Source organism: Pseudomonas arabinosi (assembly GCF_047758675.1).
GTDB lineage: Bacteria > Pseudomonadota > Gammaproteobacteria > Pseudomonadales > Pseudomonadaceae > Aquipseudomonas > Aquipseudomonas arabinosi.
Genome location: NZ_CP180480.1, coordinates 6,383,910 through 6,410,035 on the forward strand (window position 1 = coordinate 6,383,910; position 26,126 = coordinate 6,410,035).

General features: G+C 57.2%; 23 protein-coding genes and 1 other RNA gene. 15 read left to right on the forward strand and 9 right to left on the reverse strand.

Going from position 1 to position 26,126, the window contains the following annotated elements:
- Position 1: 1 nt before the first annotated feature.
- The 3 genes from dnaJ to grpE form a co-directional block, all read right to left on the reverse strand.
- Positions 2-1,126 (reverse strand): molecular chaperone DnaJ, encoded by a 1,125-nt coding sequence (gene dnaJ / locus ACMXYJ_RS29690; protein ID WP_123365213.1) that lies wholly within the window; start codon positions 1,124-1,126, stop codon positions 2-4.
- 297 nt (positions 1,127-1,423) lie between these two features.
- A complete protein-coding gene (gene dnaK, locus ACMXYJ_RS29695; protein WP_046045782.1) occupies positions 1,424-3,340 on the reverse strand; it encodes a molecular chaperone DnaK in 1,917 nt (638 codons plus the stop codon).
- 102 nt (positions 3,341-3,442) lie between these two features.
- Complete coding sequence (grpE, locus tag ACMXYJ_RS29700) at positions 3,443-4,009, reverse strand: nucleotide exchange factor GrpE (RefSeq protein ID WP_033058135.1); 567 nt, start codon at positions 4,007-4,009, stop codon at positions 3,443-3,445.
- Between the two features lie 241 nt (positions 4,010-4,250).
- Here grpE and recN point away from each other — a divergent pair, with 241 nt between their 5' ends.
- Positions 4,251-5,924 (forward strand): DNA repair protein RecN, encoded by a 1,674-nt coding sequence (recN, locus tag ACMXYJ_RS29705; RefSeq protein WP_415757998.1) that lies wholly within the window; start codon positions 4,251-4,253, stop codon positions 5,922-5,924.
- Positions 5,925-5,999: 75 nt separating this feature from the next.
- On the opposite strand, the gene fur is transcribed toward recN, so the two are convergent.
- Positions 6,000-6,404: a ferric iron uptake transcriptional regulator gene (fur, locus tag ACMXYJ_RS29710; RefSeq protein ID WP_003197684.1), complete on the reverse strand. Its 405-nt coding sequence runs from the start codon at positions 6,402-6,404 to the stop codon at positions 6,000-6,002.
- Between the two features lie 97 nt (positions 6,405-6,501).
- On the opposite strand from fur, the gene ACMXYJ_RS29715 reads away from it, so the two are divergent.
- On the forward strand, positions 6,502-7,029 hold the full coding sequence (locus ACMXYJ_RS29715) for an outer membrane protein assembly factor BamE (protein ID WP_415757999.1): 528 nt from the start codon (positions 6,502-6,504) through the stop codon (positions 7,027-7,029).
- Between the two features lie 61 nt (positions 7,030-7,090).
- Here ACMXYJ_RS29715 and ACMXYJ_RS29720 read toward each other — a convergent pair whose 3' ends face one another.
- Genes ACMXYJ_RS29720 through ACMXYJ_RS29730 form a run of 3 tightly spaced genes read right to left on the reverse strand, consistent with a single transcriptional unit; the run spans position 7,091 to position 9,243 of the window.
- A complete protein-coding gene (locus tag ACMXYJ_RS29720; protein ID WP_415758000.1) occupies positions 7,091-7,405 on the reverse strand; it encodes an RnfH family protein in 315 nt (104 codons plus the stop codon).
- A complete protein-coding gene (locus ACMXYJ_RS29725) occupies positions 7,398-7,832 on the reverse strand; it encodes a type II toxin-antitoxin system RatA family toxin (RefSeq protein WP_095129509.1) in 435 nt (144 codons plus the stop codon). The genes ACMXYJ_RS29720 and ACMXYJ_RS29725 overlap by 8 nt, the downstream gene beginning before the upstream one ends.
- Positions 7,833-7,839: 7 nt before the next feature.
- On the reverse strand, positions 7,840-9,243 hold the full coding sequence (locus ACMXYJ_RS29730; protein ID WP_415758001.1) for a sodium-dependent transporter: 1,404 nt from the start codon (positions 9,241-9,243) through the stop codon (positions 7,840-7,842).
- 118 nt (positions 9,244-9,361) lie between these two features.
- Here ACMXYJ_RS29730 and smpB point away from each other — a divergent pair, with 118 nt between their 5' ends.
- Positions 9,362-9,844, forward strand: coding sequence for an SsrA-binding protein SmpB (gene smpB, locus ACMXYJ_RS29735; protein WP_076028704.1), 483 nt, complete (start codon positions 9,362-9,364; stop codon positions 9,842-9,844).
- Between the two features lie 130 nt (positions 9,845-9,974).
- Here the strand turns inward: smpB and ACMXYJ_RS29740 are convergent, their stop codons facing one another.
- Positions 9,975-10,742, reverse strand: a complete 768-nt coding sequence (locus ACMXYJ_RS29740; RefSeq protein WP_415758002.1) for a GntR family transcriptional regulator — start codon at positions 10,740-10,742, stop codon at positions 9,975-9,977.
- A 262-nt stretch (positions 10,743-11,004) separates the two neighbouring features.
- Between ACMXYJ_RS29740 and ACMXYJ_RS29745 the strand changes: the two genes are divergently transcribed.
- The 11 genes from ACMXYJ_RS29745 to istB all read left to right on the forward strand — a co-directional run bounded on the left by ACMXYJ_RS29745 (position 11,005) and on the right by istB (position 24,173).
- The gene (locus ACMXYJ_RS29745) at positions 11,005-12,699 is read left to right on the forward strand and encodes a lactate permease LctP family transporter (protein WP_415758003.1); all 1,695 of its coding nucleotides are present in this window, start codon (positions 11,005-11,007) and stop codon (positions 12,697-12,699) included.
- A 151-nt stretch (positions 12,700-12,850) separates the two neighbouring features.
- Positions 12,851-13,675, forward strand: coding sequence for a (Fe-S)-binding protein (locus ACMXYJ_RS29750; RefSeq protein WP_415758004.1), 825 nt, complete (start codon positions 12,851-12,853; stop codon positions 13,673-13,675).
- On the forward strand, positions 13,672-15,126 hold the full coding sequence (locus ACMXYJ_RS29755) for a LutB/LldF family L-lactate oxidation iron-sulfur protein (protein ID WP_415758005.1): 1,455 nt from the start codon (positions 13,672-13,674) through the stop codon (positions 15,124-15,126). The genes ACMXYJ_RS29750 and ACMXYJ_RS29755 overlap by 4 nt, the downstream gene beginning before the upstream one ends.
- Positions 15,126-15,797 carry a LutC/YkgG family protein gene (locus ACMXYJ_RS29760; protein ID WP_415758006.1) on the forward strand — a complete coding sequence of 224 codons (672 nt, stop codon included), beginning with the start codon at positions 15,126-15,128 and terminating at the stop codon, positions 15,795-15,797. The genes ACMXYJ_RS29755 and ACMXYJ_RS29760 overlap by 1 nt, the downstream gene beginning before the upstream one ends.
- The gene (locus tag ACMXYJ_RS29765; RefSeq protein ID WP_415758007.1) at positions 15,794-18,604 is read left to right on the forward strand and encodes an FAD-binding and (Fe-S)-binding domain-containing protein; all 2,811 of its coding nucleotides are present in this window, start codon (positions 15,794-15,796) and stop codon (positions 18,602-18,604) included. Before ACMXYJ_RS29760 ends, ACMXYJ_RS29765 begins: the two co-directional genes overlap by 4 nt.
- A 206-nt stretch (positions 18,605-18,810) precedes the next feature.
- The gene (locus tag ACMXYJ_RS29770) at positions 18,811-19,086 is read left to right on the forward strand and encodes a hypothetical protein (RefSeq protein ID WP_415758008.1); all 276 of its coding nucleotides are present in this window, start codon (positions 18,811-18,813) and stop codon (positions 19,084-19,086) included.
- A gap of 416 nt (positions 19,087-19,502) precedes the next feature.
- On the forward strand, positions 19,503-19,781 hold the full coding sequence (locus tag ACMXYJ_RS29775; protein WP_415758009.1) for a hypothetical protein: 279 nt from the start codon (positions 19,503-19,505) through the stop codon (positions 19,779-19,781).
- Between the two features lie 95 nt (positions 19,782-19,876).
- Positions 19,877-20,270: a transfer-messenger RNA gene (gene ssrA / locus ACMXYJ_RS29780) on the forward strand.
- Between the two features lie 184 nt (positions 20,271-20,454).
- The gene (locus tag ACMXYJ_RS29785) at positions 20,455-21,711 is read left to right on the forward strand and encodes an integrase domain-containing protein (protein ID WP_415758010.1); all 1,257 of its coding nucleotides are present in this window, start codon (positions 20,455-20,457) and stop codon (positions 21,709-21,711) included.
- A 166-nt stretch (positions 21,712-21,877) separates the two neighbouring features.
- Entirely contained in the window at positions 21,878-23,377 is a 1,500-nt protein-coding gene (gene istA, locus ACMXYJ_RS29790; protein ID WP_415756686.1) for an IS21 family transposase, read from the forward strand.
- Positions 23,370-24,173, forward strand: a complete 804-nt coding sequence (istB, locus tag ACMXYJ_RS29795; protein ID WP_415756579.1) for an IS21-like element helper ATPase IstB — start codon at positions 23,370-23,372, stop codon at positions 24,171-24,173. Before istA ends, istB begins: the two co-directional genes overlap by 8 nt.
- Positions 24,174-24,330: 157 nt before the next feature.
- Here the strand turns inward: istB and ACMXYJ_RS29800 are convergent, their stop codons facing one another.
- Positions 24,331-24,957, reverse strand: coding sequence for a hypothetical protein (locus tag ACMXYJ_RS29800; RefSeq protein WP_415758011.1), 627 nt, complete (start codon positions 24,955-24,957; stop codon positions 24,331-24,333).
- A gap of 151 nt (positions 24,958-25,108) precedes the next feature.
- Between ACMXYJ_RS29800 and ACMXYJ_RS29805 the strand changes: the two genes are divergently transcribed.
- Positions 25,109-25,777 carry a hypothetical protein gene (locus ACMXYJ_RS29805; protein ID WP_415758012.1) on the forward strand — a complete coding sequence of 223 codons (669 nt, stop codon included), beginning with the start codon at positions 25,109-25,111 and terminating at the stop codon, positions 25,775-25,777.
- Positions 25,778-26,126 lie beyond the last annotated feature (349 nt).

Consider the following 26,126-nt stretch of genomic DNA (forward strand, 5'->3'; position numbering starts at 1 on the left):
CTTACAAATCGCCGAAGAAGCGCTTCACGCCTTCGAACCAACCAGTGGTTTTGGGCGAATGGCTGTTGTCATCCGCCAGCGAGCTACGGAACTCTTCCAGCAGTTCGCGCTGACGACGCCCCAGATTGACCGGGGTTTCGACCGCCACTCGGCACATCAAGTCACCAGCACCGCCGCCGCGCACTGGCGCAACGCCCTTGCCGCGAACACGGAACTGCTTGCCGGTCTGAGTCCCTTCAGGGATTTTCAGTTTGACTCGACCATCAAGGGTCGGAATCTCCAGCTCACCACCCAGCGCAGCATCGACAAAACTGATTGGCACTTCGCAGAACAGGTGCTTGCCGTCGCGCTGGAAGATCGCGTGCTCACGCACGTTGATCACCACGTACAGATCGCCCGTCGGGCCACCCTGAGCACCCGCCTCGCCTTCGCCGGACAGACGAATGCGGTCACCGGTATCGACACCGGCCGGTACTTTCACCGAGAGGGTCTTGTACTCTTCGACACGACCTTGACCGTCGCACGAGTCGCACGGATCGGAAATGATCTTGCCCTGGCCATGGCAGCGCGGGCACGTCTGCTGTACCGAGAAAAAGCCCTGTTGCATACGGACTTGACCGATACCACCACACGTCGGGCAAGTGATCGGCGAGGAGCCTTTCTTGGCACCCGATCCGTCGCACGGCTTGCAGTTGACCAATGTCGGAACACGGATATTCACGGTCGTACCGCGCACCGCTTCTTCCAGATTCAGTTCCAGGGTGTAACGCAGGTCACTGCCGCGCTGAGCGCCGCCACGAGCACCGCCGCGACCGCCGCCGAAGAAGTCACTGAAGACATCACCAAAGATGTCGGAGAAGTTCTGACCGCCAAACCCGGCACCGCCGCCACCCATGCTTGGGTCGACACCGGCATGACCGTACTGGTCGTACGCCGCGCGCTTGCTGGAATCGGACAGCACTTCGTAGGCCTCGTTGGCCTCCTTGAACATATCTTCCGACGCTTTGTCATCGGGATTACGGTCCGGGTGGTGCTTCATCGCCAGGCGACGGTAGGCCTTTTTCAGGTCTGCTTCGCTTGAGCCACGCTCAACACCCAATACTTCGTAATAGTCACGCTTTGCCATAAGTCTTTGCACTCTTAAGGACGTTCGGCAAACCTCTCCTGAGCCTTGCCAAACTCGTTGAGCCCCAATACAGGCCCGGACCCAACTCACGTCAATTCAACGATCCTGGTCTTTGATTCGATGCGGTACTTTCAGCTCGAAAAGCAGGAGCATTCCCGGCCATACCGCCAACACACGAGCTTTGTCGCATGCTGTAAAAATTCGCTAACTCCAGACACGCCAACGCGGGAGCAAGCCCCCGCGCGGCGACATCCTACCAGTCACTGCCTGAAGGCAGTCAACCGGCCGACCAACAACTTACTTGTGGTCTTTGACTTCTTCGAACTCAGCGTCGACGACGTCGTCAGCCTTCTCAGCCGATTCGCCTTGCGGTGCAGCACCTTCAGCAGGTTGAGCCTGCTCGGCGTACATCTTCTGCGCTACTGGAGCGGAGACTTTCGACAGCTCTTCAACCTTGGCTTCGATTGCAGCTTTGTCGTCGCCTTTGACAGCGGCTTCCAGCGCAACAACAGCAGCTTCGATTGCAGTCTTTTCTTCAGCAGTCACTTTATCGCCAGCGTCTGCGACCATTTTGCGAGTCGAGTGAACCAGCGCATCGCCCTGGTTGCGAGCGGTTGCCAGCTCTTCGAACTGACGATCTGCGTCGACGTTGGCTTCAGCATCGCGAATCATCTGCTGAATTTCTTCCTCGGACAGACCGGAGTTGGCCTTGATCACGATCGACTGAGTCTTGCCGGTAGCCTTGTCTTTGGCGCCTACGTGCAGAATGCCGTTGGCGTCGATGTCGAAGGTCACTTCAATTTGTGGCACACCACGTGGTGCTGGTGGAATCTCGGCCAGGTCGAACTTGCCCAAAGACTTGTTCTGAGCGGCTTGCTTACGCTCACCTTGCAGAACGTGAATGGTCACAGCGCCCTGGTTGTCGTCGGCAGTCGAGAACACTTGCGATTTCTTGGTAGGAATCGTGGTGTTTTTCTCGATCAGCGCAGTCATCACGCCCCCCATGGTTTCGATACCCAGAGTCAGCGGGCTAACGTCCAGCAGCAGAACGTCTTTCACGTCACCGGCCAATACTGCGCCCTGGATAGCAGCACCCATGGCAACCGCTTCGTCCGGGTTCACATCTTTACGCGCTTCTTTACCGAAGAACTCGGTCACCAGTTTCTGAACCAGTGGCATACGGGTCTGGCCGCCGACCAGGATCACGTCATTGATGGCGCCAATTTCGATGCCAGAGTCTTTCAGAGCGATGCGGCAAGGTTCGATGGTGCGTTGAACCAGGTCTTCTACCAGCGCTTCGAGCTTGGCGCGGGAGATTTTCACGTTCAAGTGCTTAGGACCGGTGGCGTCTGCAGTGATGTACGGCAGGTTCACGTCGGTCGAATTGCTCGAAGACAGCTCGATCTTGGCTTTTTCAGCGGCTTCTTTCAGGCGCTGCATGGCCAGCGGGTCGCCCTTAAGGTTCATGCCGCTTTCTTTCTTGAATTCGTCAACGAGGTAGTCGATCAGACGAATGTCAAAGTCTTCACCGCCCAGGAACGTGTCACCGTTGGTGGCCAGTACTTCGAACTGGTGCTCGCCATCGACTTCAGCGATTTCGATCACGGAAACGTCGAAAGTACCGCCGCCCAAGTCGTAAACGATCACGGTGTGATCGCCCTTCGCCTTGTCCATACCGTAAGCCAGAGCGGCTGCGGTTGGTTCGTTGATGATACGTTTTACGTCCAGGCCCGCGATGCGGCCGGCGTCTTTGGTGGCTTGACGCTGGCTGTCGTTGAAGTAGGCCGGAACGGTAATCACCGCTTCGGTCACTGGCTCGCCGAGGTAGTCTTCGGCGGTCTTCTTCATTTTCTTCAGAATTTCAGCCGAGATTTGTGGCGGCGACATTTTCTGGCCGTTCACTTCAACCCACGCATCGCCGTTATCAGCCTTGGCGATTTTGTACGGGACCATCTTGATGTCTTTCTGTACGACTTCTTCGTCGAACTTACGACCGATCAGACGCTTCACCGCATACAGGGTGTTGTGCGGATTGGTCACAGCCTGACGCTTGGCCGATTGGCCAACGAGGATTTCACCATCGTTGGCGTAAGCGATGATCGACGGCGTGGTACGCGTGCCTTCAGCGTTTTCAATAACTTTGGCTACGCCGTTTTCAAGCACGGAGACGCAGGAGTTGGTAGTCCCCAGGTCGATACCGATAATTTTGCCCATGTTCACTCTCCCGAAACTTTGGATTTGGTTGCCGCAGCAGTGGTGGCTAACTGCGGTAGCACTTAAACGCTTGACTTCTAAATGGGGGCCTTGCGGCTAATTTCAAGCCTGCTCGTCAATCGAAGGCGAAACCGGTGCCGGCGCCTTGCTGACCACGACCATGGCCGGGCGCAGCAGGCGACCGTTGAGCTGATAGCCCTTCTGGAACACCTTGAGCACGCTGTTTGGCTCGACGTCGGCGCTTTCCTGCATCGCCATTGCCTGGTGCTGAACGGCGTTGAACGGTTCGCCATGCGGATCGATCGCTTCCAGCTGATAACGCTTCAGGGTGTCCTGGAACATTTTCAGGGTCAGCTCGATGCCTTCGCGCATCGGACGAATGCTTTCGTCGTCCGGGCTGGACAACTCCAGACCACGCTCCAGGCTGTCGATGATCGGCAACAAGTCACCGGCGAATTTCTCCAGTGCGAATTTGTGAGCCTTTTCGACATCCTGCTCGGCGCGACGGCGGACGTTCTGCAGATCAGCCGCTACACGCAAAGCCTGATCATGAGCGCCAGCCAATTGCTCTTCGAGCACTTGAACACGAGCCGCCAGTTCATCACCCGAGTCCTGGGCAGCCTGATCGGCGTCTAGATTTTGCGTATCCACTGTCTGTTCGTCAGCCATAGATTTCTCCTTTCAATATCGTCCGCGAGCTCAACTCGCGCTTCTGCCCAGCTATATGGGGCCGCAAAATTCAGCTTCAAGGGGCGCGGATTTATTAACCCTACAAAAAACAGCTGCATTGTCATTCCCGGGCGCACTAAGGATTTCGTCGGATCAAGCAAATCGAGCTAAGGGAGGGCATTGTCAGCCAGAAACAAAACACTGTATAAATAACCAGACCTAAAGCCTGGGAGCGGCCTTTATGCTGGTGCACCTGTCCGTACATAACTACGCCATCGTTGAACATCTCGATCTCGAACTCGATCGCGGGATGAGCGTGATCACCGGGGAAACCGGCGCCGGCAAGTCGATCATGCTCGACGCCCTCGGCCTGACCCTGGGCGATCGCGCCGACAGTGGCGTGGTCCGTCCCGGCGCCGACAAGGCCGATATCCTGGCAACCTTCGATCTGGTCGATATTCCGGAAGCCAGCACCTGGCTGGCCGAGCGTGACCTGGAGAGCGATGGCCCGTGCATCCTGCGCCGGGTGATCACCGCTGAAGGACGCTCGCGTGGCTACATCAACGGTACGCCTTGCCCCCTCGGCGACCTCAAAGCCCTGGGCGAGCTGCTGATCGATATCCACAGCCAGCATGAACACCAATCCCTGCTCAAGACCGACACGCACCGCCGCCTGCTCGACGAGTACGCTGGTGCAACGGACCTTGCCCGCCAGGTACACCTGGCCGCCCAACGCTGGCGCCAGACCCGCCAGGAGCTGGAACGCCTTTCCAATTCCGGCGACGAGCAGCGCGCTCGCCATCAATTGCTCAGTTATCAACTCGAAGAGCTGGAAAACCTCGGCCTCGGCGAAAACGAGCTGGAGCAGCTGGAACAGGAACACAAGAACCTGACCAACGCCGAAACCCTGCTGGGCATTTGCCGGCAGGTGGTCGAGCAATGCAGCGAAAGTGATTCCGGGAATGTGCTGAACGCGCTCACCGCCAGCCTCAATCGCCTTTCGAGCGTCAACAATTCGATTGGGGCCCTGGGTGAAGCCAGCAGCCTGCTGACCAGTGCGCAGATCCAGGTCGAAGAAGCCGTGGGAGAACTGAACCGCTTCCTTGATAACTTCGATGCCGATCCAGCGCGTCTTCAGTACCTGGAGGAACGCCTTGATGCGATCTATACCATGGCGCGCAAACACCGCATCCAGCCGACCGAAGTGGCCGAGATGCAGCAGCGCTTGCTGGATGAAATCGAAACCCTGAATGCCAACGACGAATCCATCGAGCAACTGAGCGATGAACTGGCCTCCTATGCCCGTCATTATCAGGAGAAGGCTCGGGAGCTGAGCGACTTGCGCCATCAGGCGTCGAGCAGCCTGGCCAGCGCCGTGGAGCAGGAAATCCAGCGACTGGGCATGCCCGGCGGGCGCTTCACCATCGAACTGCGCCCCAACAGTAGCGATGAACTGCTGCCCAATGGGCTTGAGCAGGTAGAGCTGCTGGTGAGCGCCAACCCCGGCCAGCCATTAAAAGCCCTGGCCAAAGTAGCCTCGGGCGGTGAGCTGTCACGGATCAGCCTGGCAATTCAGGTGATCACCGCGCAGACCTCCCGCGTACCGACCCTGGTGTTCGACGAAGTGGACGTGGGCATCGGTGGTCCGACCGCCGAAATCGTGGGCCAATTGCTGCGTCGACTTGGGGAGCGCGGACAGGTATTGACGGTAACTCACTTGCCGCAAGTAGCAGCGCAGGGACATCAACATCTATTCGTACACAAAGTGCGCGGCGAAGATGCCACTCACACAGCCGTCTCCAAGCTGAGCAAAAACGATCGTGTAGAAGAAGTGGCGCGAATGCTGGGAGGCATCGACCTTACAAAGGAATCTCTGGCTCACGCCAGGAAAATGGTCGTCACCGCGAAAATTTGAAACCAGCAGAAAGCACGAAGGCGACCCTGGGGTCGCCTTCGCTCGTTTCGCGAACCTCAAGTTCGCGCGACATGCTTACTTTTTCTTGCGCACGTACAGCACAAGATTGTGGTCAACCATCTCGAAGCCATACTTGTCGACGATTGCCTTCTGCAGTCGCTCGATTTCTTCGTCGAAGAATTCGATCACTTCACTGGTCTCGACGTTGACCATATGGTCGTGATGCTTGCCGTCGTCCAGTTCGAAGACCGCATGGCCCCCGTCGAAGTTGTGCCGCACCACAAGGCCAGCTGCCTCGAACTGGGTCAAGACACGGTAAACCGTGGCCAGACCGACGTCCTCACCAGCCTCCATCAGCGCCTTGTAGACATCTTCGGCACTCATGTGGCGTTGCTCGGCGGAATCGAGCATTTGCAGAATTTTGACCCGTGGAAGGGTCACTTTGAGGCCGGCTTTGCGTAGTTCGCTATTTTCAACCATGGTCAGCTTTCTCGCGATGCTGCTTCGCAGCTTCTCTTAATGCGGGTATGATCGGCGTTTACGTTGTCCCAGCCAAGATAGTGGAAGTCGCCCACCGATGCAAAACACCAAGCTCTTGCTAACCAGTTTCACCTTTGTGGGACTGCTCGCACTCGCCGGTTGTTCATTCCCCGGGGTTTACAAAATCGACATCCAGCAGGGCAATGTCGTCACGCAGGACATGATAGACCAGTTACGCCCGGGAATGACCCGCAAGCAAGTACGGTTTATCATGGGCAACCCTCTGTTGACCGACACGTTCCATGCCGATCGCTGGGATTATCTGTACAGCCTGCAACCGGGTGGCGGTGAACGCCAACAGGAACGCATTAGCGTTATCTTCAACCCAAATGACCAGCTTGTCAGCCTCTCTGGTGATTTCATGCCAGGCGTGAGCCGCGACGAAGCCATTCTCGGCAAGGACAGCGGCACTACAGTTGCTGAGCCAGCAGAAAACGCCGAGAAGCCGAAACCAGAAAAACCGGTCAAGCCAGGCTCGTTGCTGGACCAGATCCAGAAGGACGTCGACGGTGTAGAAACCGTTCCAGTCCCGACTCCAGAACCTCTGGAAACCTCGCCGCAATAATTTGCGACGCAATAAAAAACCCGGCATGTCCGGGTTTTTTATTGTCCAGCATTTGAGCGAGTCACTGATTCCGGGTTTTGGCCTCAGCAGCCTTGGCTGCGCGCAACCGACGAACCTCTTTCGGATCGGCCAGCAATGGCCGGTATATCTCGATGCGATCACCGGCCTGGACAGCATGCTTGCCCGGATCAGCGATCACTTTACCGAAGATCCCCACCGGGCAGCTGGCCAAATCCAGCTCGGAAAACACCTCTCCGATGCCTGACTTCAGCAAGGCCGCCCGCACAGTTGTGCCTGCCGGTACCGACACCGACAGGAGCACCTGACGATCAATGGCGGCATACACCACCTCAACGTCGATCACGGCCTCAACCATGCATCTGTTTGGCGCGCTGGCAGAAGGCATCCACCAGCGTATTGGCCGCCTGATTGAACAACGGCCCCAGGGTCGCGCGGATAATCGGACCGGCGTAATCGAACGACAGGTCCAGACTGATCTTGCAGGCTTTCTCGCCCAACGGCTTGAACACCCAGACGCCATGCAATTGATTGAACGGGCCTTCCTCGAGGTTCATCTCGATCGAATGCCCAGGCACCAGCGTGTTGCGCGTTACGAAGTGCTGGCTGAGTCCACCCTTGGCCACGCCGACGCTGGCGCGCATATGCTCAGGAGAACTCTCCAGCACTTCGGCCGAGGAGCACCATGGCAGGAATTCCGGATAACGGGCCACGTCGTTGACCAGGTCATACAGCGCTTGCGCCGGATACGGCAGCAGGGCCGAACGTTGAATGTGTGTCGTCATGTCAGCGTCACTTCCACAGCTGGGCGGCAAACACTACGAGAATGCCGATGGGCGCCACATAGCGCATCAAGAACAAGGACAGGGCGAACAACGCAGGGTTGCGGATCGACAACTCGTCGCGTACCGCTTCACGCCCCATCACCCAGCCTGCAAACACCACGAAACACAAACCACCGAGTGGCAACATGATCCGCGAGGTGAAGAAATCGATCACACCAAAGAAGTCCAGGCCACCGGCCGCACCCCATTGATAGAGGTGGAACATCCCGCCTTCGTTCACGAAAAACTTGGCTTCCTTCCAGATACTGAAGGAAAACACCGTGCCCAGACCGAAAAACCAGCAGATAAATGCCAGCCAAAAGGTCACCCAGGCGCGGCTGACTTTCGTGCGCTCAACCAGGTAAGCCACCATCGGTTCAAGCAAGGAAATCGCCGAGCTCCAGGCTGCAATCGCTACGAGCACGAAGAACACTACGCCCATCAACTGACCAAACGCTACGTTACCAAAAGCAAATGGCAGGCTGACGAACATCAGGCCAGGGCCCTCGCTCGGGTTCAGGCCTGCGGCAAACACGATCGGAAACAATGCCAGACCAGCGACCAGGGAAACGAAGGTATCGAGCAATGCCACGCCGACGATGGTACCGGAAATCGATGAGTTCTTCGGCATATAGGCGCCGTAGATCATGATCGAGCCGACGCCCACGCTCAGGGAAAAAAACGCGTGCCCCATGGCGGGCAGCAAGCCGTCGAGTACTTTTTCCGGGTGGAAGTCGAACATGAAATGCACGCCTTCCATGAAATGGCCGGTGGTCATGCTGTAGCCCAGCAGCACCAGAATCATCACAAATAGAAGCGGCATCATGATCCGCAGACTGCGCTCCAGGCCCGCGACCACCCCTTTGGCAATCACGACCGCCGACAGCAGCATAAATATTGTGTGCCAAAGTGTCAGGCGCCATGGATCGGCGATCACATTGCCAAAGTAGGCGCCAACCTGGTCAGCCGTCACGCCCTGGAAGTCGCCTCGGCCCATGTCGATGATGTAATCCAGCGACCAGCCGCCGACCACACTATAGAAAGACAGAATCAGCAACGCCGTGATCATTCCGGCAAATGCGCCCCAGGACCACTTCGTCGAATGCCCGGCTTCCAGCGCCAATACCTTCAGGGCGTTGGCCGGGCTCTGCCGTGCACGGCGACCGATCAGGGTTTCGGCCAGCATGACCGGCACACCGATCAACGCGATACAGGCCAGGAACATCAGCACGAAGGCGCCGCCGCCATAGACGCCGACCATGTACGGGAATTTCCAGATACTACCCAGGCCCACGGCCGAACCGGTCGCGGCGAGTATGAAGACCCAGCGGCTAGCCCAACTGCCGTGGACAGAAACCTTGTCTGTCGACATCGTTATCACGCCCAAGCGTTCAAAAAAGAGGCCGCATTGTCCGGGATTCAATCAACCTGCTCAAGCACGTAGCGATACCGTAGCCGACTCGCGTGCAACTCCCTATAATGCCGCCCCTATGGCTAAACAGAAGAAACACCCAACAGGGACCATCGCGCAAAATAAAAAGGCGCGACACGATTACTTCATCGAGCATAAGTTCGAGGCTGGTCTGGTCCTGGCCGGCTGGGAAGTAAAAAGTCTGCGGGCAAGCAAGCTGCAACTGGTCGACAGTTACGTGCTGCTCAAGGATGGCGAAGCCTGGCTGCTCGGCAGCCACATTACGCCGCTGATGACCGCCAGCACCCACGTCATCGCTGATCCGACCCGCACCCGCAAATTGCTGCTCAACCGGCGCGAGCTGGAAAAGCTGGCCACGGCCGTGCAGCAAAAAGGTTACGCCTGCGTGTGCCTGTCCTGGTACTGGAGCAAGCACATGGTCAAGTGCGAGATCGCTCTGGGCAAGGGCAAGAAGGAATACGACAAGCGTGATACCGAACGCGAACGCGATGCCGGTCGCGAGTTGCAGCGTGCGGTGCGCAACAAGGGCAAGGAAGAATAATTTTCTTTCTGCCTGAAGCCGCCTTCGCGAGCAAGCCCGCTCCCACATTGGATCTGTGAACGACTTAGATCCAATGTGGGAGCGGGCTTGCTCGCGAAGGCGATCGCACAACCATCACAAAACCCACTGACTACGTCCCCTTGCGCCGCTCCGCCCGAGCCATGCGCTGCACTTCCTGACGCACTTCTTCCAGCACTTCCTGCACATACAAGATATGTCGGCTGGAGACTTCCCGCGCCTGTTCGGCCCGTCCTTCAATAATCGCCAGGTACAACTCCCGGTGCTGTGTGATCAGCATGTCGCGGGTTTCCGTACGCTGCTTGTACATTCCGCCGATGTTGGTCACCACGTTACGCTTGAGCAGATCGAATAACCCTCGAATGGTGTGCAGCAACACCGCGTTGTGACTGGCTTCAGCAATTGCCAGGTGGAATTTCGCATCCGCCGCGCCCTCTTCCGCACGGCTCACCTCGTCGTGGCGCGTATAGCAGTCCTGCAATTCGTTGAAGGCCGCGGTCAATCGCTCGCGATCAACGTCCGTAGCGCGCATGGCTGCGTAATAGGCGCAGGAGGCTTCCAGGGTGTGACGAAATTCCAGCAGATCGCGCTGCGCTTCAGGGTTGCTTTCCAGCAGATGCAGCAGCGGATCGCTGAAGGTTGTCCCCAGCGACTCCACCACATAATTGCCGCCGCCCTGGCGACTGACCAGCAAGCCCTTGGCCGCCAGTTTCTGAATCGCTTCGCGCAACGAAGGGCGCGACACGCCGAACTGCTCGGCCAACGCACGTTCGGCCGGCAAGCGCTCACCCGCCTTCAGCGTGCCCTCGAGAATCATCCCCTCGAGCTGCTCGACAATATCGTCAGACAAACGGCGCTGACGAATCTGATCAAACCCCATAACTCATTTCTCCACGATCCCGACGGCTCGTCGGGGCCTCTATTCTGGCCTATCAGCGCTGCATCAGCACCTGCCAGAAGGCATTTGATCGAGCGGACCAGATGACTTCTGCACCGCGTATTCGACAAAAGTTTTAGGACGGCAAATTGACACGCCGCTTACAAGGCTTTTACTCTAGCCAACAGCGATTGTAAATTGGTATTACTAATTATCCAAGAACGCTGACCAGTGCCTGACCAACAACAATTAGGGGCCACCCCATATGCAAACCTGGCAACAGCTCTATTCTCCGCTCGGCAGTCTCGGCGTGTCCGCGCTCGCGGCCGTTATCCCCATCGTGTTTTTCTTCCTGGCATTAGCCGTGTTCCGACTTAAAGGGCACGTGGCCGGCAGCATCACGCTGGCCTTGTCCATTGCCGTGGCGATCTTCGCCTTCCAGATGCCGGTCGACATGGCCTTCGCCGCCGCCGGCTATGGTTTCGCCTACGGTCTGTGGCCGATTGCCTGGATCATCGTGGCGGCGGTATTCCTCTACAAACTGACGGTCAAGAGTGGTCAGTTCGAAGTGATCCGCAGCTCGGTACTGTCGATCACCGACGACCAGCGCCTGCAAGTCCTGCTGATCGGCTTCTGCTTCGGCGCCTTCCTGGAAGGTGCAGCCGGTTTCGGTGCGCCGGTCGCGATTACCGCCGCCCTGTTGGTAGGACTGGGCTTCAACCCGCTGTACGCCGCGGGGCTGTGCCTGATCGCCAACACCGCACCGGTCGCTTTCGGTGCCCTGGGGATTCCGATCATCGTCGCCGGGCAAGTGACCGGTATCGACGCGTTCAAGATCGGCGCCATGACCGGCCGCCAACTGCCGCTGCTGTCTCTGTTCGTGCCGTTCTGGCTGGTGTTCATGATGGATGGCCTGCGCGGCGTTCGCGAAACCTGGCCGGCAGCTCTGGTAGCCGGTTTGAGCTTTGCCATTACCCAATACTTCACGTCGAACTTCATCGGCCCGGAACTGCCGGACATCACCTCGGCCCTGGCCAGCCTGATTTCCCTGACGCTGTTCCTGAAAGTCTGGCAGCCAAAGCGCGCCGCAGGCCAACACATTGTCGGTGCCGTCTCGGCTTCCGTAGTGGGCGCCAGCGCTGGCGGTTTCGGCCTGCCGCGCAGCACCGTGGCTTCGCCCTACAGCTTCGGTGAAATTCTCAAAGCCTGGTCACCGTTCCTGATCCTCACCGTGCTGGTGACCATCTGGACCTTGAAACCCTTCAAGGCGATGTTTGCCGCTGGCGGGTCGATGTACAGCTGGGTGTTTAACATCGCCATCCCGCACCTCGATCAATTGGTGTTCAAGGTTGCACCGATCGTGACCGCCCCGACCGCCCTCCCGGCGGTGTTCAAACTTGACCCGATTTCCGCGACCGGTACAGCGATTTTCTTCTCGGCGCTGATCTCGATGCTGGTGCTGAATATCAATGTAAGAACTGGTCTGACCACTTTGAAGGAGACCTTCTACGAACTGCGCTGGCCGATTCTGTCCATCGGCATGGTGCTCGCCTTTGCCTTCGTTACTAACTACTCGGGCATGTCCTCTACCATGGCGCTGGTTCTGGCAGGCACCGGTGCAGCATTCCCGTTCTTCTCGCCGTTCCTCGGCTGGCTGGGTGTGTTCCTGACCGGTTCCGACACCTCGTCCAACGCACTGTTCAGCTCGCTGCAAGCGACCACTGCGCACCAGATCGGCGTCAGCGATGTGTTGCTGGTTGCGGCGAACACCAGCGGTGGCGTGACCGGCAAGATGATCTCGCCACAATCGATCGCCGTCGCCTGCGCCGCGACCGGGCTGGTGGGCAAGGAATCGGATCTGTTCCGTTTCACCCTCAAGCACAGCCTATTCTTCGCAACAATCGTCGGCCTGATTACCTACATCCAGGCCTATTGGCTCACCGGCATGCTGGTGCACTAAGTACTACACGAAAAAAAGCAAAAACCGACGCCGGACCACGATTCCGGCGTCAGCTATTCACAACCCGGTCTGTAAGGCTGCTGAAAGCTTGCCTCTCTATATTCAGCAGCCTCAACAGACGGATAACCGGGACCACCCGGAGACACGCCTGATGAGCGAGCTTTTTTACAACGCTGTGCCGAATGCGACCCGCGTCGCCCCGCCACTGCCCGAGCCTCGGCAATACCCCAGCCAAAAACCGACACGGGTCTACCTGTTCGGAACCTGCGTGGTGGATTTGTTCTACCCGGAAGCCGGGATGGACGCGATTCACTTGCTGGAACGCGAAGGCATTCGTGTCGAGTATCCGCAGGGACAAAGCTGTTGCGGGCAACCGGCCTACACCTCGGGTTACACCGAGCAGGCGCGGACCGTGGCACGCTCGCAACTGGCGCTGTTTGCGGGGGACTATCCGGTGGTGGTGCCGTCGGGATCGTGTGCCGGGATGTTGCGCGAACATTACGCCGACTTGTTCAAGGACGAGCCGGAAACCTTGAAACAGGTTCAGGCGCTGGCTGCCCGGACTTATGAACTGGCCGAGTTTCTGTTGTTTGTCTGCAAGGTGCAGCTCAAGGACAGTGGCGAACCAGTCAAAGTGGCGTTGCACACGTCGTGCTCGGCACGCCGTGAAATGAACACCCACTTGCATGGCCGCGAGTTGTTGGCGCAGCTCCGAAACGTGGAGCGAGTCGACCACAGCCATGAAAGTGAATGCTGTGGCTTCGGTGGGACTTTCAGCGTCCGTATGCCAGACATTTCCGGCGCGATGGTGGCTGACAAGACCCGGTCGTTGAAGGAATCCGGCGCGCATCAGGTACTGAGTGCCGACTGCGGTTGCCTGATGAACATCAATGGCTCGCTGGAGAAACAGAAGGAAGCATTGCGCGGCCAACACCTGGCCAGCTTCCTTTGGCAGCGAACCGGAGGTGTTCTATGAACGCTTCCGCGATTATTCCTACGGTTGCCGTGGAAGAAGATTTTCGCATCCGGGCTCACAAGGCGTTGGATGACAAGCAACTGCGAAACAACTTTCGCACTGCGATGGATTCACTGATGACAAAACGGGCAGCGTCCTTCAGCGATGCCCACGAAAGAGAACATTTGCGAGCGCTGGGCAATGCTGTCCGCGCCCGTGCGTTATCCAAGTTGCCCGACCTGCTCGAGCAGCTTGAACAGAACCTGACCCGCAACGGTGTGACAGTGCACTGGGCGGAAACGGTGGACGAGGCCAATGGCATCGTCTTATCGATCATCCGCGCTCACGAGGGGCGGCAAGTGATCAAGGGCAAATCGATGGTCAGCGAAGAGATGGAAATGAATCATTTCCTCGCTGAACAGGGCATTGAATGCCTGGAATCGGACATGGGCGAGTACATCGTCCAGCTCGACCACGAGAAGCCTTCACACATTATTATGCCGGCGATCCACAAGAATGCCGGTCAGGTCGCGTCCTTGTTCCACGACAAACTTGGCGTGGAATACACCAAGGACGTTGACCAACTCATTCAGATCGGTCGCAAGGTATTGCGGCAGAAATTCTTCGAAGCGGAAATCGGCGTCTCCGGCGTCAACTTCGCCGTGGCCGAAACCGGCACCTTGCTGCTGGTGGAAAACGAAGGCAACGGGCGCATGACCACCACGGTGCCACCGGTGCACATCGCCGTCACCGGCATCGAAAAAGTCGTGGAAAACCTGCGCGATGTGGTGCCGCTACTGTCTCTGCTGACACGTTCAGCCCTCGGACAGCCGATCACTACTTACGTCAACATGATCTCCGGCCCGCGCAAGGAGCATGAACTCGACGGCCCTCAGGAAGTGCACCTGGTATTGCTCGACAACGGTCGCAGCCAGGCCTTCGCCGACAGCGAATTGCGCCAGACCCTGAACTGCATCCGCTGCGGCGCCTGTATGAATCATTGCCCGGTCTACACCCGAATCGGCGGCCACGCCTATGGGGAGGTTTACCCTGGACCTATCGGAAAAATCATCACCCCGCACATGGTCGGCCTGGCGAAAGTCCCGGATCACCCGAGTGCCTCGTCGCTGTGTGGCGCCTGCGGTGAAGTCTGTCCGGTAAAAATTCCGATTCCGGCACTGCTGCGTCGCCTACGGGAAGAGAACGTCAAAGCCCCGGACAGCCCACATCAAGTGATGCGCGGCCAGGGCAGCAAGTACTCGCGCAAAGAACGGTTTATCTGGAATGCCTGGGCGAAGCTCAACAGTTCACCCACGCTTTATCGACTGTTCGGCTTCTTCGCCACTCGCTTGCGCGCACTGGCGCCGAGCAACGTCGGCCCCTGGACGCAAAACCACAGCGCACCGAAACCCGCTGCCCGCTCACTGCATGACATGGCCCGCGAACATCTGGCCAAACAGGGAGATCGCTGATGAGCGCCAAGCAAAATATCCTCGCCAAGTTACGGAAAAGTCTGACCGGCACCACGCCCGTGCCTGACGAGTTCGACGTCGAACTGGTGACAGCGCCCTACACATACACCGCCGAGCAACGCATCCCTCAGTTGCGCAAACTGATGGAAGCGGTGCACACCGAAATCCACCTGACGTCCGGCGAAGGTTGGCCTTCGTTGCTTGCTCAGTTGTTGCGGGACCGTCAGTTGCCGAGTTTGTTGATCGCGCCGACAACACCTCACGGTCAACGCGTCACTCAACACTGGGCGAAAAATCCTGACCTGCCGACACTCAAAGCCTACGACCGTCCGGTTGAAGAGTGGAAGACCGAACTGTTCAACGACACGCCGGCCAGCCTGACCAGCACCCTCGGTGCAATCGCCGCCACAGGTAGCCTGATTCTCTGGCCGACGCGGGAAGAACCACGCCTGATGAGCCTGGTGCCGCCAGTGCATTTCGCCCTGCTCAAGGCCAGTGAAATCCGCGACAACTTCTATCAAGTGCAGCAGGAATTCGAGTGGGCCCAAGGCATGCCAACCAACGCCCTGCTGGTGTCCGGCCCGTCGAAAACCGCTGACATCGAGCAAGTCCTGGCCTACGGTGCTCACGGCCCGAAAGACCTCGTGGTCATGATCCTGGAGGACCAATGAATCTACCCGCGGCTTTCCTGCGAGATGCGCAGCAACTGATTCCCCAGGAGCGACGTTTCGACGATCCGCTGTCGACCTTGGCCTTCGGCACCGACGCCAGTTTCTACCGGCTGATTCCGAAACTGGTGATTCGTGTCGAGTCCGAAGATGAAGTAGTCGCGCTGCTCAAACTGGCGCAACGGGATCGGGTCCCGGTGACCTTCCGTGCCGCCGGCACCAGCCTTTCCGGCCAGGCCATCAGTGACTCGGTGTTGATCGTCCTGGGGGATAACTGGAACGGTCGCGAGATCCGTGGCCAAGGCACGCAAATCCGTCTGCAACCGGGTGTGATCGGCGCACAGGCCAACGCATGGCTGGCACCGTTCGGGCGCAAGATCGGCCCGGACCCGGCTTCAATCAACGCCTGCAAAATCGGCGGCATCGTCGCCAACAATGCCAGTGGCATGTGCTGCGGCACGGCGCAAAACACCTATCACACGTTGGCTGGCATTCGTCTGGTGCTGGCCGACGGCAGCCGTCTCGATACTGAAGATGCGGCGAGTGTTGCGGCGTTTCGTGAGAGCCACGCTTCGCTGCTTGAACGCCTGGCAACGCTGGGCCGCGAGACCCGCGCCAATGCCGAATTGGCGGCGAGAATTCGCCACAAATACCGTCTGAAAAATACCACCGGGCTGTCACTCAATGCGCTGGTGGATTTCGACGAGCCTGTGGATATCTTGAGCCACTTGCTGGTGGGCTCCGAAGGCACCCTCGGCTTCATCAGCGCGGTGACTTACGACACGGTGATCGATCATCCGAACAAGGCCTCGGCGCTGATCGTGTTTCCGGACGTGGAGACCTGCTGCAACGCCGTGACCGTGCTGAAAAGCCAACCGGTATCAGCCGTCGAACTGCTGGACCGGCGCAGTCTGCGTTCGGTGCAGGACAAACCCGGCATGCCGGCTTTCGTACAACAGCTGTCGAACAATGCCTGCGCGCTACTGATCGAATCCCGCGCCGCATCGTCCACCTTGCTGCAGGAACAACTGGCGCACATCATGGCGTCGTTGACTTCTTTCCCGGTGGAAAAACAAGTCGACTTCACCGAAGACCCGGTAGAAAACGCCCGGCTCTGGGCGATCCGCAAAGACACCTTCCCCGCCGTCGGCGCGGTGCGCAAAACCGGCACCACAGTGATCATCGAAGACGTGACCTTCCCGGTGGAACAACTGGCCATCGGTGTAAACCGCTTGATCGAGCTGTTCGACAAACATCACTACGACGAAGCGATCCTTTTCGGACACGCACTGGAAGGGAATCTGCACTTCGTCTTCACCCAAGGCTTCAACAACCCGGAAGAAGTCGCACGCTATCAGGCGTTCATGGACGACGTGGCGCAACTCGTAGCGGTGGAATTCGGCGGCTCGCTGAAAGCCGAACACGGCACTGGGCGCAACATGGCACCCTTCGTCGAACTGGAATGGGGCAGCGATGCCTACCAGTTGATGTGGCAGCTTAAACGTCTGCTCGACCCTAATGGCATTCTCAACCCGGACGTGGTCCTCAGCGAGGATCCGCAGATCCACCTCAAGCATCTGAAGCCGTTGCCGGCCGCCGATGAAATTGTGGATAAGTGCATCGAGTGCGGCTTCTGCGAACCGGTCTGCCCGTCGAAAGGCCTCACCCTGAGCCCGCGGCAGCGCATCGTGATCTGGCGTGACATTCAGGCGAAGAAACGCGCTGGCGTGGACACCACCGAACTCGAAGCCGCTTACGAATACCAAGGCATCGACACCTGTGCCGCCACCGGCCTCTGCGCGCAACGTTGCCCTGTAGGAATCAACACCGGCGAGCTGGTGAAAAAGCTCCGCAGCCGGAAGGCAACGCATACGAAAACCGCCAATTGGCTGGAAGGCAATTTCGCCACTGCGCTGCAAGGCGCGCGCTTCACCCTGCACGTGGCCAACGGTGCACGGATGCTGTTGGGGGCGCCACGATTGGCAAAGCTTTCGGCAACGTTGACGCGCCTGTCCAAAGGTCAGGTCCCACAGTGGACCAACGCCATGCCGCAACCTGAAAAAGCCATTCGCTTCAGCCCGATCGTGTCGGACGAACGCCCTCGAGTGGTGTATCTCGCGGCGTGCGTGTCGCGGGCAATGGGTCCGGCGGCGGGTGATAAAGAGCAAATGTCGCTGTACGACAAAACCCGTGGGCTGCTGGAAAAGGCCGGTTACCAAGTGGTCTTCCCGGACAACCTGGACAACCTCTGCTGCGGACAACCGTTCGCCTCCAAGGGCTACGCCGAACAGGCCGAACACAAACGCCAGGAGCTGATCGGCGCCTTGCTGCACGCCAGCCGCGGCGGGCTCGACCCGATCTATTGCGACACCAGCCCCTGCACCTTGCGTCTGGCCCAGGACCTGGGCGATGTGCGTCTGGACCTGTACGACCCGGTGCGTTTCATTCGTACGCATCTGATGGATCGTCTGGATTTCACGCCGCAGGAAGCGCCAATCGCAGTGCACGTCACCTGTAGCACCCAGCACCTTGGGGAAAGTCAGGCGTTGATCGATCTCGCGCGCAAGTGCAGCAAAAACGTGGTGATTCCCGAGGGCATTCATTGCTGCGGGTTTGCCGGTGACAAGGGTTTCACCACCCCCGAACTGAACGCTCACTCACTACGCAGCCTGAAAGACGCCGTGCAGTTCTGCGAAGAAGGAATTTCCACCAGCCGCACCTGCGAAATCGGCCTGAGCCAACATGGCGGAATCGACTATCACGGTCTGGTTTACTTGGTGGATCGTGTGACTCAAGTGCGCCCGGTTTGAGGGTGCTTTAGTGAAAATGGGGCGATTTCGCCCCTTTTTCATGCACTGCTGTTGCGCCAATCTTCTCGCCATTCCTTCAAAAAAAAACCGAATTCCAGCATGCGGCTATAGTCATTTAGCTAGGCCCTGTGAACGGGCTTATAACCACCTCGGCCAGCAGCCTACTCCACTGGCAGCACCGAGCCCTCATGCGCAAGGAGATACCCATGAAGCACTCTGCAATTGCTGGATTGTTCATCACCGTCGCACTGTTGGCCTCGCCGGTGTTTGCGGCAGATAAAGACCTTTGCAAAGAAAACATAAACCAAATTCAGCAGACACTGGATTCTGATCCCGCCACATCAGAAAACGCCGAGGACAACATACAAGCCGGCCTGGACAAAGCAAAAACAGCCCAAGCCAAAGGGGACGACAAGGGGTGCATTGGAATAACTAGCGGTTTGCTGGAGAAAATTCAACTGCGCAACCCAACCAACAAGTAATCCCGTGTGACCAGGCCAACCTTCGGGTTGGCCTTATCCACCGCGGTGGCGTACACAGCGCAGCAGGCTCGGGGCCGCTTAGGACTCGACACCGGTTTAAGCGGCTAAAACTTACACAACTCGCCCCAAAACAAAACCCGCGGAAGGCGCGAATCCCGTAGGAGCGAGCGGTGCAGCGATCCGACTTGCCCTTGAAGAGGCCCACCAGCGAAAAGAGGCAATTGGCCCCCCTTTTTAGTGCTACTGCTCCTATCGACTATCAAACAGTTTTTTCATAGCCTTCTGAAAAAACCGAATTTATGCGCGGCGTCGTAGTCTTTTAGATAGGCCCCATCAATCGTGGCTTATTTTTTCGGACTCGCCCGAGCCGCCCGCGCCTACGGCAGCACCGAGACCATCCGTTCAAGGAGATATCCATGAAACGTACCGCACTCGCTGGTCTGTTCATTTCTGCTGCAATGTTGGCCTCTCCTGTATTTGCTGCGGACAACGACCTTTGTACGAGCAAGCTGCAAGAGCTCAAAAACAAAGTAACTTCACTGCCGGCGAGCTCCACAAACACCACCATGGAGATCAAAAGACTGATGTCCAGCGCCGAAGCTTCACAAGCCTCCGGGGACGACAAAAAATGCGTCACCGAGGCCACCCAGGCATTGTCACTCGCTAACAACCAGAGCAACCAAGCCAACCCATAATCTGCGGTGGTCAACCTTCGGGTTGGCCTTCTGAGCCGCGTTGGCGTACACTGCGCGTGCTTGTTGCTCACTTTGATTCACAGAGCATCAGGCTCGGGGCCGTTTAGGATTCGACGCCGGTTGCGAAACTTTAGGTGCATGCCGAGTTGGTAACAGAACTCGTAAATCCACTGTTGCAACTTTCTATAGTTGCCAATGACGAAACCTACGGGGAATACGCTCTCGCTGCGTAAGCAGCCTTAGCCCTTCCCTCCTGGTACCTTCGGGTCCAGCAATCATCAGGGGATGTCTGTAAACCCAAAGTGATTGTCATATAGAACAGAATCGCCGTGCAGTACGTTGTGGACGAAGCGGCTAAAACTTACACAACTCGCCCAAAGCACCCTGCCCGTCGGGTCGCTGAGGGTTAACTTAATAGACACGGCTACGCATGTAGTACCGACAGCGGAGTACTGGCGGACGGGGGTTCAAATCCCCCCGGCTCCACCACTTCAACATCTAAAGACGTCCACGGACGTCTTTTTTTGTGCCTAAAATCCAGCAAATACAGGGATTTAGGGTCCACGAGCGTCCATCAACATCCGAGACCATCTACACGCCCGTGTATTCCAAGTGGTATTCCAAGCCTCCAGCTGCTATTTTTTGGAATACATAAACAGCACTGGAACACACCATGGGAGCCCAAGCCACGCGCCTTTCAGACATAAAAGTCAAAGCCGCGAAGCCAAAGGAAAAGGATTACATACTCACCGATGGCAACGGCCTTCAGATGCGAGTGAGAATCAATGGCTCAAAGCTATGGAATTTTAACTACATCCAACCCGTGACGAAAAAGCGGATAAACATGGGGTTGGGCACCTTTCCTGAGGTAAGCCTGGCTCAAGCACGCAAGAGAACCGTTGAAGCAAGAGAGCTCGTCGCCCAGGGGCTGGACCCTAAAGAGAAACGCGACGCAGAGCGGCACGCGAAGAAAGCAGCCATAGAACACACTTTCGAAAATGTCTCGACCGCGTGGTTTGAACTCAAAAAGGATTCAGTCACCCCAGCGTACGCCGAGGATATTTGGCGCTCTCTCACGCTGCATGTTTTCCCTGCTCTGGCCACGACCCCAATCTCAGCTATCACCGCCCCTAAAGCTATCAATTTGCTTCGACCTCTTGAGACGAAGGGCAGCCTCGAAACCGTCAAACGTCTAACTCAACGACTCAATGAGATCATGACTTATGGGGTCAACTCGGGATTGATTCACGCGAATCCGCTCAGCGGAATCCGCTCCGTCTTCAAAAAGCCCAAAAAGAAAAACATGGCGGCCCTTGCGCCCGATGAGCTGAAAGAGCTGATGGTGGCAATTGCTAACGCCAGCATAAAAAGAACTACGCGCTGCCTAATCGAGTGGCAACTTCATACCATGACCCGACCAGCCGAGGCTGCCACCTCCCGCTGGGCTGATATCGACTTCGAAAAGAAGATCTGGACGATACCAGCGGAGCGCATGAAGAAACGTCGGATACACATTATTCCGCTCACAGAGCAGGCTTTGGCGCTCCTAGAAGCGATCAAGCCCTATAGTGGACACCGAGAGTATGTTTTCCCTGCGGACCGAGACCCTCGCACCCACTGCAACAGCCAGACCGCCAACATGGCGCTGAAGCGTATGGGTTTCGAGGGGCGCTTAGTAAGTCATGGCATGCGCTCAATGGCGAGTACCATCCTCAACGAGCAGGGCTGGGATCCTGAGTTGATTGAGGTAGCGCTTGCCCACGTCGATAAAGATGAGGTGCGCAGTGCTTATAACCGAGCGGATTACATCGAACGCAGACGCCCGATGATGGCCTGGTGGAGCAACCATATCCAGGAAGCGGCTACCGGCAACCTGTCTATGTCAGCTATCAGAGAAAATCGAGATAAAAAAGTCGTTTCGATACGCTGATCGATGGGCTCCCCAAAAAAGCGAAAAGGAAAATTAAATCTGCCCCCCGACTGTTGCCGCTGACCGAAAACTGACCCAGTAAAGGCTGTTCTGCCGACTGAAAACTGACCCAGGTGTTCAATTGCTTCTGCTCACTTTTCGAGCAGGAGAACACAGGGTGATCAGCATGGAAATGTTGGGAAAAATCCGGCGGATGTACTTCCGCGACAAGCTCTCGCTGCATCAGATAGCCAAGCGTACCGGGCTGTCGAGAAACACCATTCGAAAATGGGTCAGAGCACCCGAAGCCACTCAGCCGGCGTACCAACGGTGCGCAACCTTCAACAAACTCAGTCCATTTCACGAGACGCTTGAGCAGGCGCTCAAGGCCGATTCGTTTCGGGCAAAGCACAACCGCAGAAGTGCCAAAGCACTCTTCGAACAGATCAAGGCCGAGGGGTACGACGGCGGCTACAGCCAGCTCACCGCCTTCATACGCACGTGGCGCGGCCAGCAAGGCAAGTCTTTACGGGCCTTTGTGCCGCTGACCTTTGCACTCGGCGAGGCCTTTCAATTCGACTGGAGCGAAGAAGGTCTGCTGATCGGCGGCCTGTTCCGACGCATCCAGGTCTCCCATATGAAGCTGTGCGCCAGTCGCGCATTTTGGTTGGTTGCGTATCCCAGCCAAGGCCACGAGATGTTGTTCGATGCCCATACCCGCTCTTTTGGCGCGTTAGGTGGGGTGCCGCGTCGTGGCATCTACGACAACATGAAAACGGCTGTCGACAAGGTCAACAAGGGTAAAGGCCGCACGGTCAATGCCCGGTTTGCGGTCATGTGTGCGCACTACCTATTCGATCCGGACTTCTGCAACGTGGCCTCCGGCTGGGAAAAAGGCATCGTTGAAAAGAACGTCCAAGACAGCCGACGGCGCATCTGGCTCGATGCTCAAAACTGCATGTTCCACACCTTCGAGGAATTGAATGCCTGGCTCGGCCAACGCTGCCGTGCGCTCTGGGACGAACTGGTGCACCCGCAGTACAACGGGCTGACAGTGGCGGACGTCCTGGCGCTGGAACGCGCCGAATTGATGCCGATGCCGACTGCCTTTGATGGCTACGTCGAGCGCACCGTACGGGTCTCCAGCACATGCCTGATCAGCGTGGCGCGAAATCGCTACTCGGTGCCGTGTGAGCGGGTCGGTCAGTGGGTCAGCAGCCGTTTGTATCCCACGCGGGTGGTGGTCATCGCCGATGAAACGATGATTGCCAGTCACGAGCGCCTGTTTGATCGAGATCAGGTCAGTTTTGACTGGCAGCATTACATCCCGCTCATCGAACGCAAGCCCGGTGCGCTGCGCAATGGCGCTCCGTTTACCGATCTGCCGAAGCCGTTGCAACTGCTAAAACGCGGTCTGAGGCGGCACACCAATGGTGATCGAGTCATGACGCAGGTACTGGCGGCTGTTCCCATCGCCGGGCTCGACGCCGTATTGGTGGCTGTGGAGTTGGTACTGGAATCAGGCAGCTTGAGTGCTGACCACATCCTGAATGTCCTGGCTCGACTGACATCGACAGCAGCCCCTCCGTCCGCCGAAACCAGCCTGCAACTCAAGATAGCGCCTGTCGCCAATACGGCACGCTACGACCGGCTCCGTACCACCGATGAGGAGACTCGCAATGCGTGATCTTAAGGCGGAACTCAAAGAACTGCGTCTGCATGGCATGGCCAGCGCCTGGGAAGAACTGGCCTCGCAAGGCGAAGCCTCAACGACCTCGTCGAAATGGCTGCTTGAGCATCTTCTCCAACAAGAACATGCGGATCGAGCGGTGCGCTCAGTGAACCACCAGATGAACATGGCCAAACTCCCCATGCATCGTGATTTGGCCGGTTTCGACTTCAGCGCTTCCAGCGCAGACGCCCGCCTGGTCAGGGATTTGTCCAGCCTGGAATTCACCGATACCGCGCAGAATGTCGTGTTCATCGGCGGGCCTGGTACAGGCAAAACACACCTCGCCACCGCCTTAGCCGTGTCCGGGATCACGACGCATCACAAACGCGTGCGCTTCTACTCCACGGTGGATCTGGTCAATCTGCTGGAGCGCGAAAAGTACGACGGCAAGACGGGCCGCATAGCTCAAGGGCTGTTACGAACAGACCTGGTGATACTCGATGAACTGGGGTATTTGCCCTTCAGTCAGAGCGGTGGTGCCCTGTTATTTCACTTGCTATCCAAGCTATACGAGCACACCAGCGTGGTGATCACCACCAACCTCAGCTTCTCGGAATGGTCGAGTGTATTTGGTGACGCCAAGATGACCACAGCGTTGCTGGATCGGCTGACACACCACTGCCACATCGTCGAAACGGGCAACGAGTCCTACCGCCTGCAACACAGCACTCTGGCCGCGCAGACAAAGATCAAATCACGTGAACGAAAGCGCAAGGACGAAGATGGTATCGAGGACGATGAGCTATTCTGATCAGCACCGAAAATACCCTGCCGCATGCCCACATGCGGTGGGGCTTAATGCCTCTTCCACCGGGACACGACTGCTAAGCTTATCCACAATTGCTGATGCAAAAATCAGCAATCCGCCCTGGGTCAATTTTCAATCGGCAGGGTGGGTCAGTTTTCAATCAGCGCCGACACCCCAGATCCATCAGCCTGCGCACCCTTTGCTTCAAACTGGCGGGCGCCAGCCCCGTCAACTGAACCAGCTCCACGTTTCCAAGCTGACTGACTATTCCAAAAGCATCTGCGCAACTCAAGAGGGTAGCCAGCAAGAGTCGGTTAGCCAGGCTGAGGTTGCCCCGGCGTCCCGGTGGAACCGGTTTACCGAACTCATCAACCGACTTCAGGGGCTGGACTACCTCCGCACCATCACCGCCCTCATCAGGCCCCACCGCACGAATGACCGGGCCAGCGATCAGGCGTTTGATGAGTCGCTCGTGGATGACAGTTGGCACCACAGCCTTCTCGAGCGCAGCCTTCAGGGCGGCTTGAACCTTATAAGAGTGATTGGGCCGTCCTGAAGACGCGGGCGTCGAAATCGTCTGTTTATCAAGCAACCCGGAATCGACGAGTTTCGCCAAGGCCGACGCGACAATACGAACCGGAAGACCGAGTAAAACCGCTCGAGCCTCAACGGTACGCGACTCCTCATCGGCCAGTCCGAAATGCAGCACAAACGCCACCAAGACAAACTTCACCTCCGGCTCGACATGCTTAAGCGGCATAGATAAAACGCCAAGGTAGTAGCTCAATGCACTCTCTCAGTAAAGTTATTTTGTATCGGTAATATACCCTATATACATGAACTGCAAACAACGACGCGTGTAACGCATAACGTAACGCATAACTGCTGACAAAAATCACCAAAGCAGGGTATAAATAGTCATTGAATGGAGCACCTGAATGGCTACGAAAATACCCGGACTAGACTGGCTTAACCCTCGCAACGAAGCCCAGTTAGTCTGGGCCACTGAATACCTACGACGCCGGGGCACCAGAAGCCTTTTCGGTCTTTCAGAAGTTACCCACAGCGATTTACTGGCAGCAGGAAGGGTGCTTGACAGTTCAGCTCACGGCCTTATCACGCTCAACGCCATGAAGAATGCTTGGCGCCAGAAGCAGTACCGTAGCCCGAAAAACGCAAGGCAGGCCCGGACCTTTTCGCTCCCGAGCACCTCGATAAAAGCCCTTTCACGGCTAGCGAAGAGCAATGATCAGAGCAATACAGCCCAACTCATTCTGCTGATCGAGAACGCCGATGAGAGCCGTAGCGCCGCGCAGAGCGATGTCCGACAACAAGCAGCCACAGAAAAAGCAGCACTCCGGAACGAGCGGCTCAAAGCCGCCCGCTATAAAATGCAATTGGACCTCACCACGAAGCACCTGGAGCGCTACTTAAATGGATTGGCTAAGTGGGAACTGTCTATGGCGGAAGCCCTGCCTCCATTCAATGGTGATGAAGCAGAAGCAGATAGGTTGACCAAGAAGAAGTTGGATCAGGTAAGGCGGGACATTCAGAAAGCAACCCTGAAACTTGACATTGCGACGCCCAGAGATGGAGTGTCACCATAATTTTTACCAACGCGCTTATGCTAAGCCAGTACCGTCATAGCTTCAGACTCCCTTAATAAGGACAGATCATGATTCGGTATTCCAAAAAGTATTCCAAAGAAAATTCACAACCGAAAATACCTATATAAATCATAACGTTATTAGTTCTGTTCAGATTACCCCGGCCCACCAAATACGAAGCAAAACAAAACCCGCCAAGTGCGGGTTTTGTTGCATCTGGGGTTTGGTCATTTCTGTAGGCAGCATCACCATCCCCGGCAAAAACAGACCTGCCCGCGATGAGGCTCGCAAGACCACCACAAAAAACCTCCTATCGAGTGAGCTGTAATCAACCTATTGGTCGGCAATT

Coding starts and splice junctions, on each gene's coding strand:
- ACMXYJ_RS29770 (WP_415758008.1), top strand. CDS start 18,811: ATGAAGCACTCTGCAATTGCTGGATTGTTCATCACCGTCGCACTGTTG.
- dnaK (WP_046045782.1), bottom strand. CDS start 3,340: ATGGGCAAAATTATCGGTATCGACCTGGGGACTACCAACTCCTGCGTC.
- ACMXYJ_RS29760 (WP_415758006.1), top strand. CDS start 15,126: ATGAGCGCCAAGCAAAATATCCTCGCCAAGTTACGGAAAAGTCTGACC.
- ACMXYJ_RS29765 (WP_415758007.1), top strand. CDS start 15,794: ATGAATCTACCCGCGGCTTTCCTGCGAGATGCGCAGCAACTGATTCCC.
- recN (WP_415757998.1), top strand. CDS start 4,251: ATGCTGGTGCACCTGTCCGTACATAACTACGCCATCGTTGAACATCTC.
- ACMXYJ_RS29715 (WP_415757999.1), top strand. CDS start 6,502: ATGCAAAACACCAAGCTCTTGCTAACCAGTTTCACCTTTGTGGGACTG.
- ACMXYJ_RS29730 (WP_415758001.1), bottom strand. CDS start 9,243: ATGTCGACAGACAAGGTTTCTGTCCACGGCAGTTGGGCTAGCCGCTGG.
- ACMXYJ_RS29720 (WP_415758000.1), bottom strand. CDS start 7,405: ATGGTTGAGGCCGTGATCGACGTTGAGGTGGTGTATGCCGCCATTGAT.
- ACMXYJ_RS29740 (WP_415758002.1), bottom strand. CDS start 10,742: ATGGGGTTTGATCAGATTCGTCAGCGCCGTTTGTCTGACGATATTGTC.
- ACMXYJ_RS29750 (WP_415758004.1), top strand. CDS start 12,851: ATGAGCGAGCTTTTTTACAACGCTGTGCCGAATGCGACCCGCGTCGCC.
- grpE (WP_033058135.1), bottom strand. CDS start 4,009: ATGGCTGACGAACAGACAGTGGATACGCAAAATCTAGACGCCGATCAG.
- istA (WP_415756686.1), top strand. CDS start 21,878: ATGGAAATGTTGGGAAAAATCCGGCGGATGTACTTCCGCGACAAGCTC.
- fur (WP_003197684.1), bottom strand. CDS start 6,404: ATGGTTGAAAATAGCGAACTACGCAAAGCCGGCCTCAAAGTGACCCTT.
- ACMXYJ_RS29805 (WP_415758012.1), top strand. CDS start 25,109: ATGGCTACGAAAATACCCGGACTAGACTGGCTTAACCCTCGCAACGAA.
- ACMXYJ_RS29755 (WP_415758005.1), top strand. CDS start 13,672: ATGAACGCTTCCGCGATTATTCCTACGGTTGCCGTGGAAGAAGATTTT.
- ACMXYJ_RS29725 (WP_095129509.1), bottom strand. CDS start 7,832: ATGACGACACACATTCAACGTTCGGCCCTGCTGCCGTATCCGGCGCAA.
- istB (WP_415756579.1), top strand. CDS start 23,370: ATGCGTGATCTTAAGGCGGAACTCAAAGAACTGCGTCTGCATGGCATG.
- ACMXYJ_RS29745 (WP_415758003.1), top strand. CDS start 11,005: ATGCAAACCTGGCAACAGCTCTATTCTCCGCTCGGCAGTCTCGGCGTG.
- smpB (WP_076028704.1), top strand. CDS start 9,362: ATGGCTAAACAGAAGAAACACCCAACAGGGACCATCGCGCAAAATAAA.
- dnaJ (WP_123365213.1), bottom strand. CDS start 1,126: ATGGCAAAGCGTGACTATTACGAAGTATTGGGTGTTGAGCGTGGCTCA.
- ACMXYJ_RS29785 (WP_415758010.1), top strand. CDS start 20,455: ATGGGAGCCCAAGCCACGCGCCTTTCAGACATAAAAGTCAAAGCCGCG.
- ACMXYJ_RS29775 (WP_415758009.1), top strand. CDS start 19,503: ATGAAACGTACCGCACTCGCTGGTCTGTTCATTTCTGCTGCAATGTTG.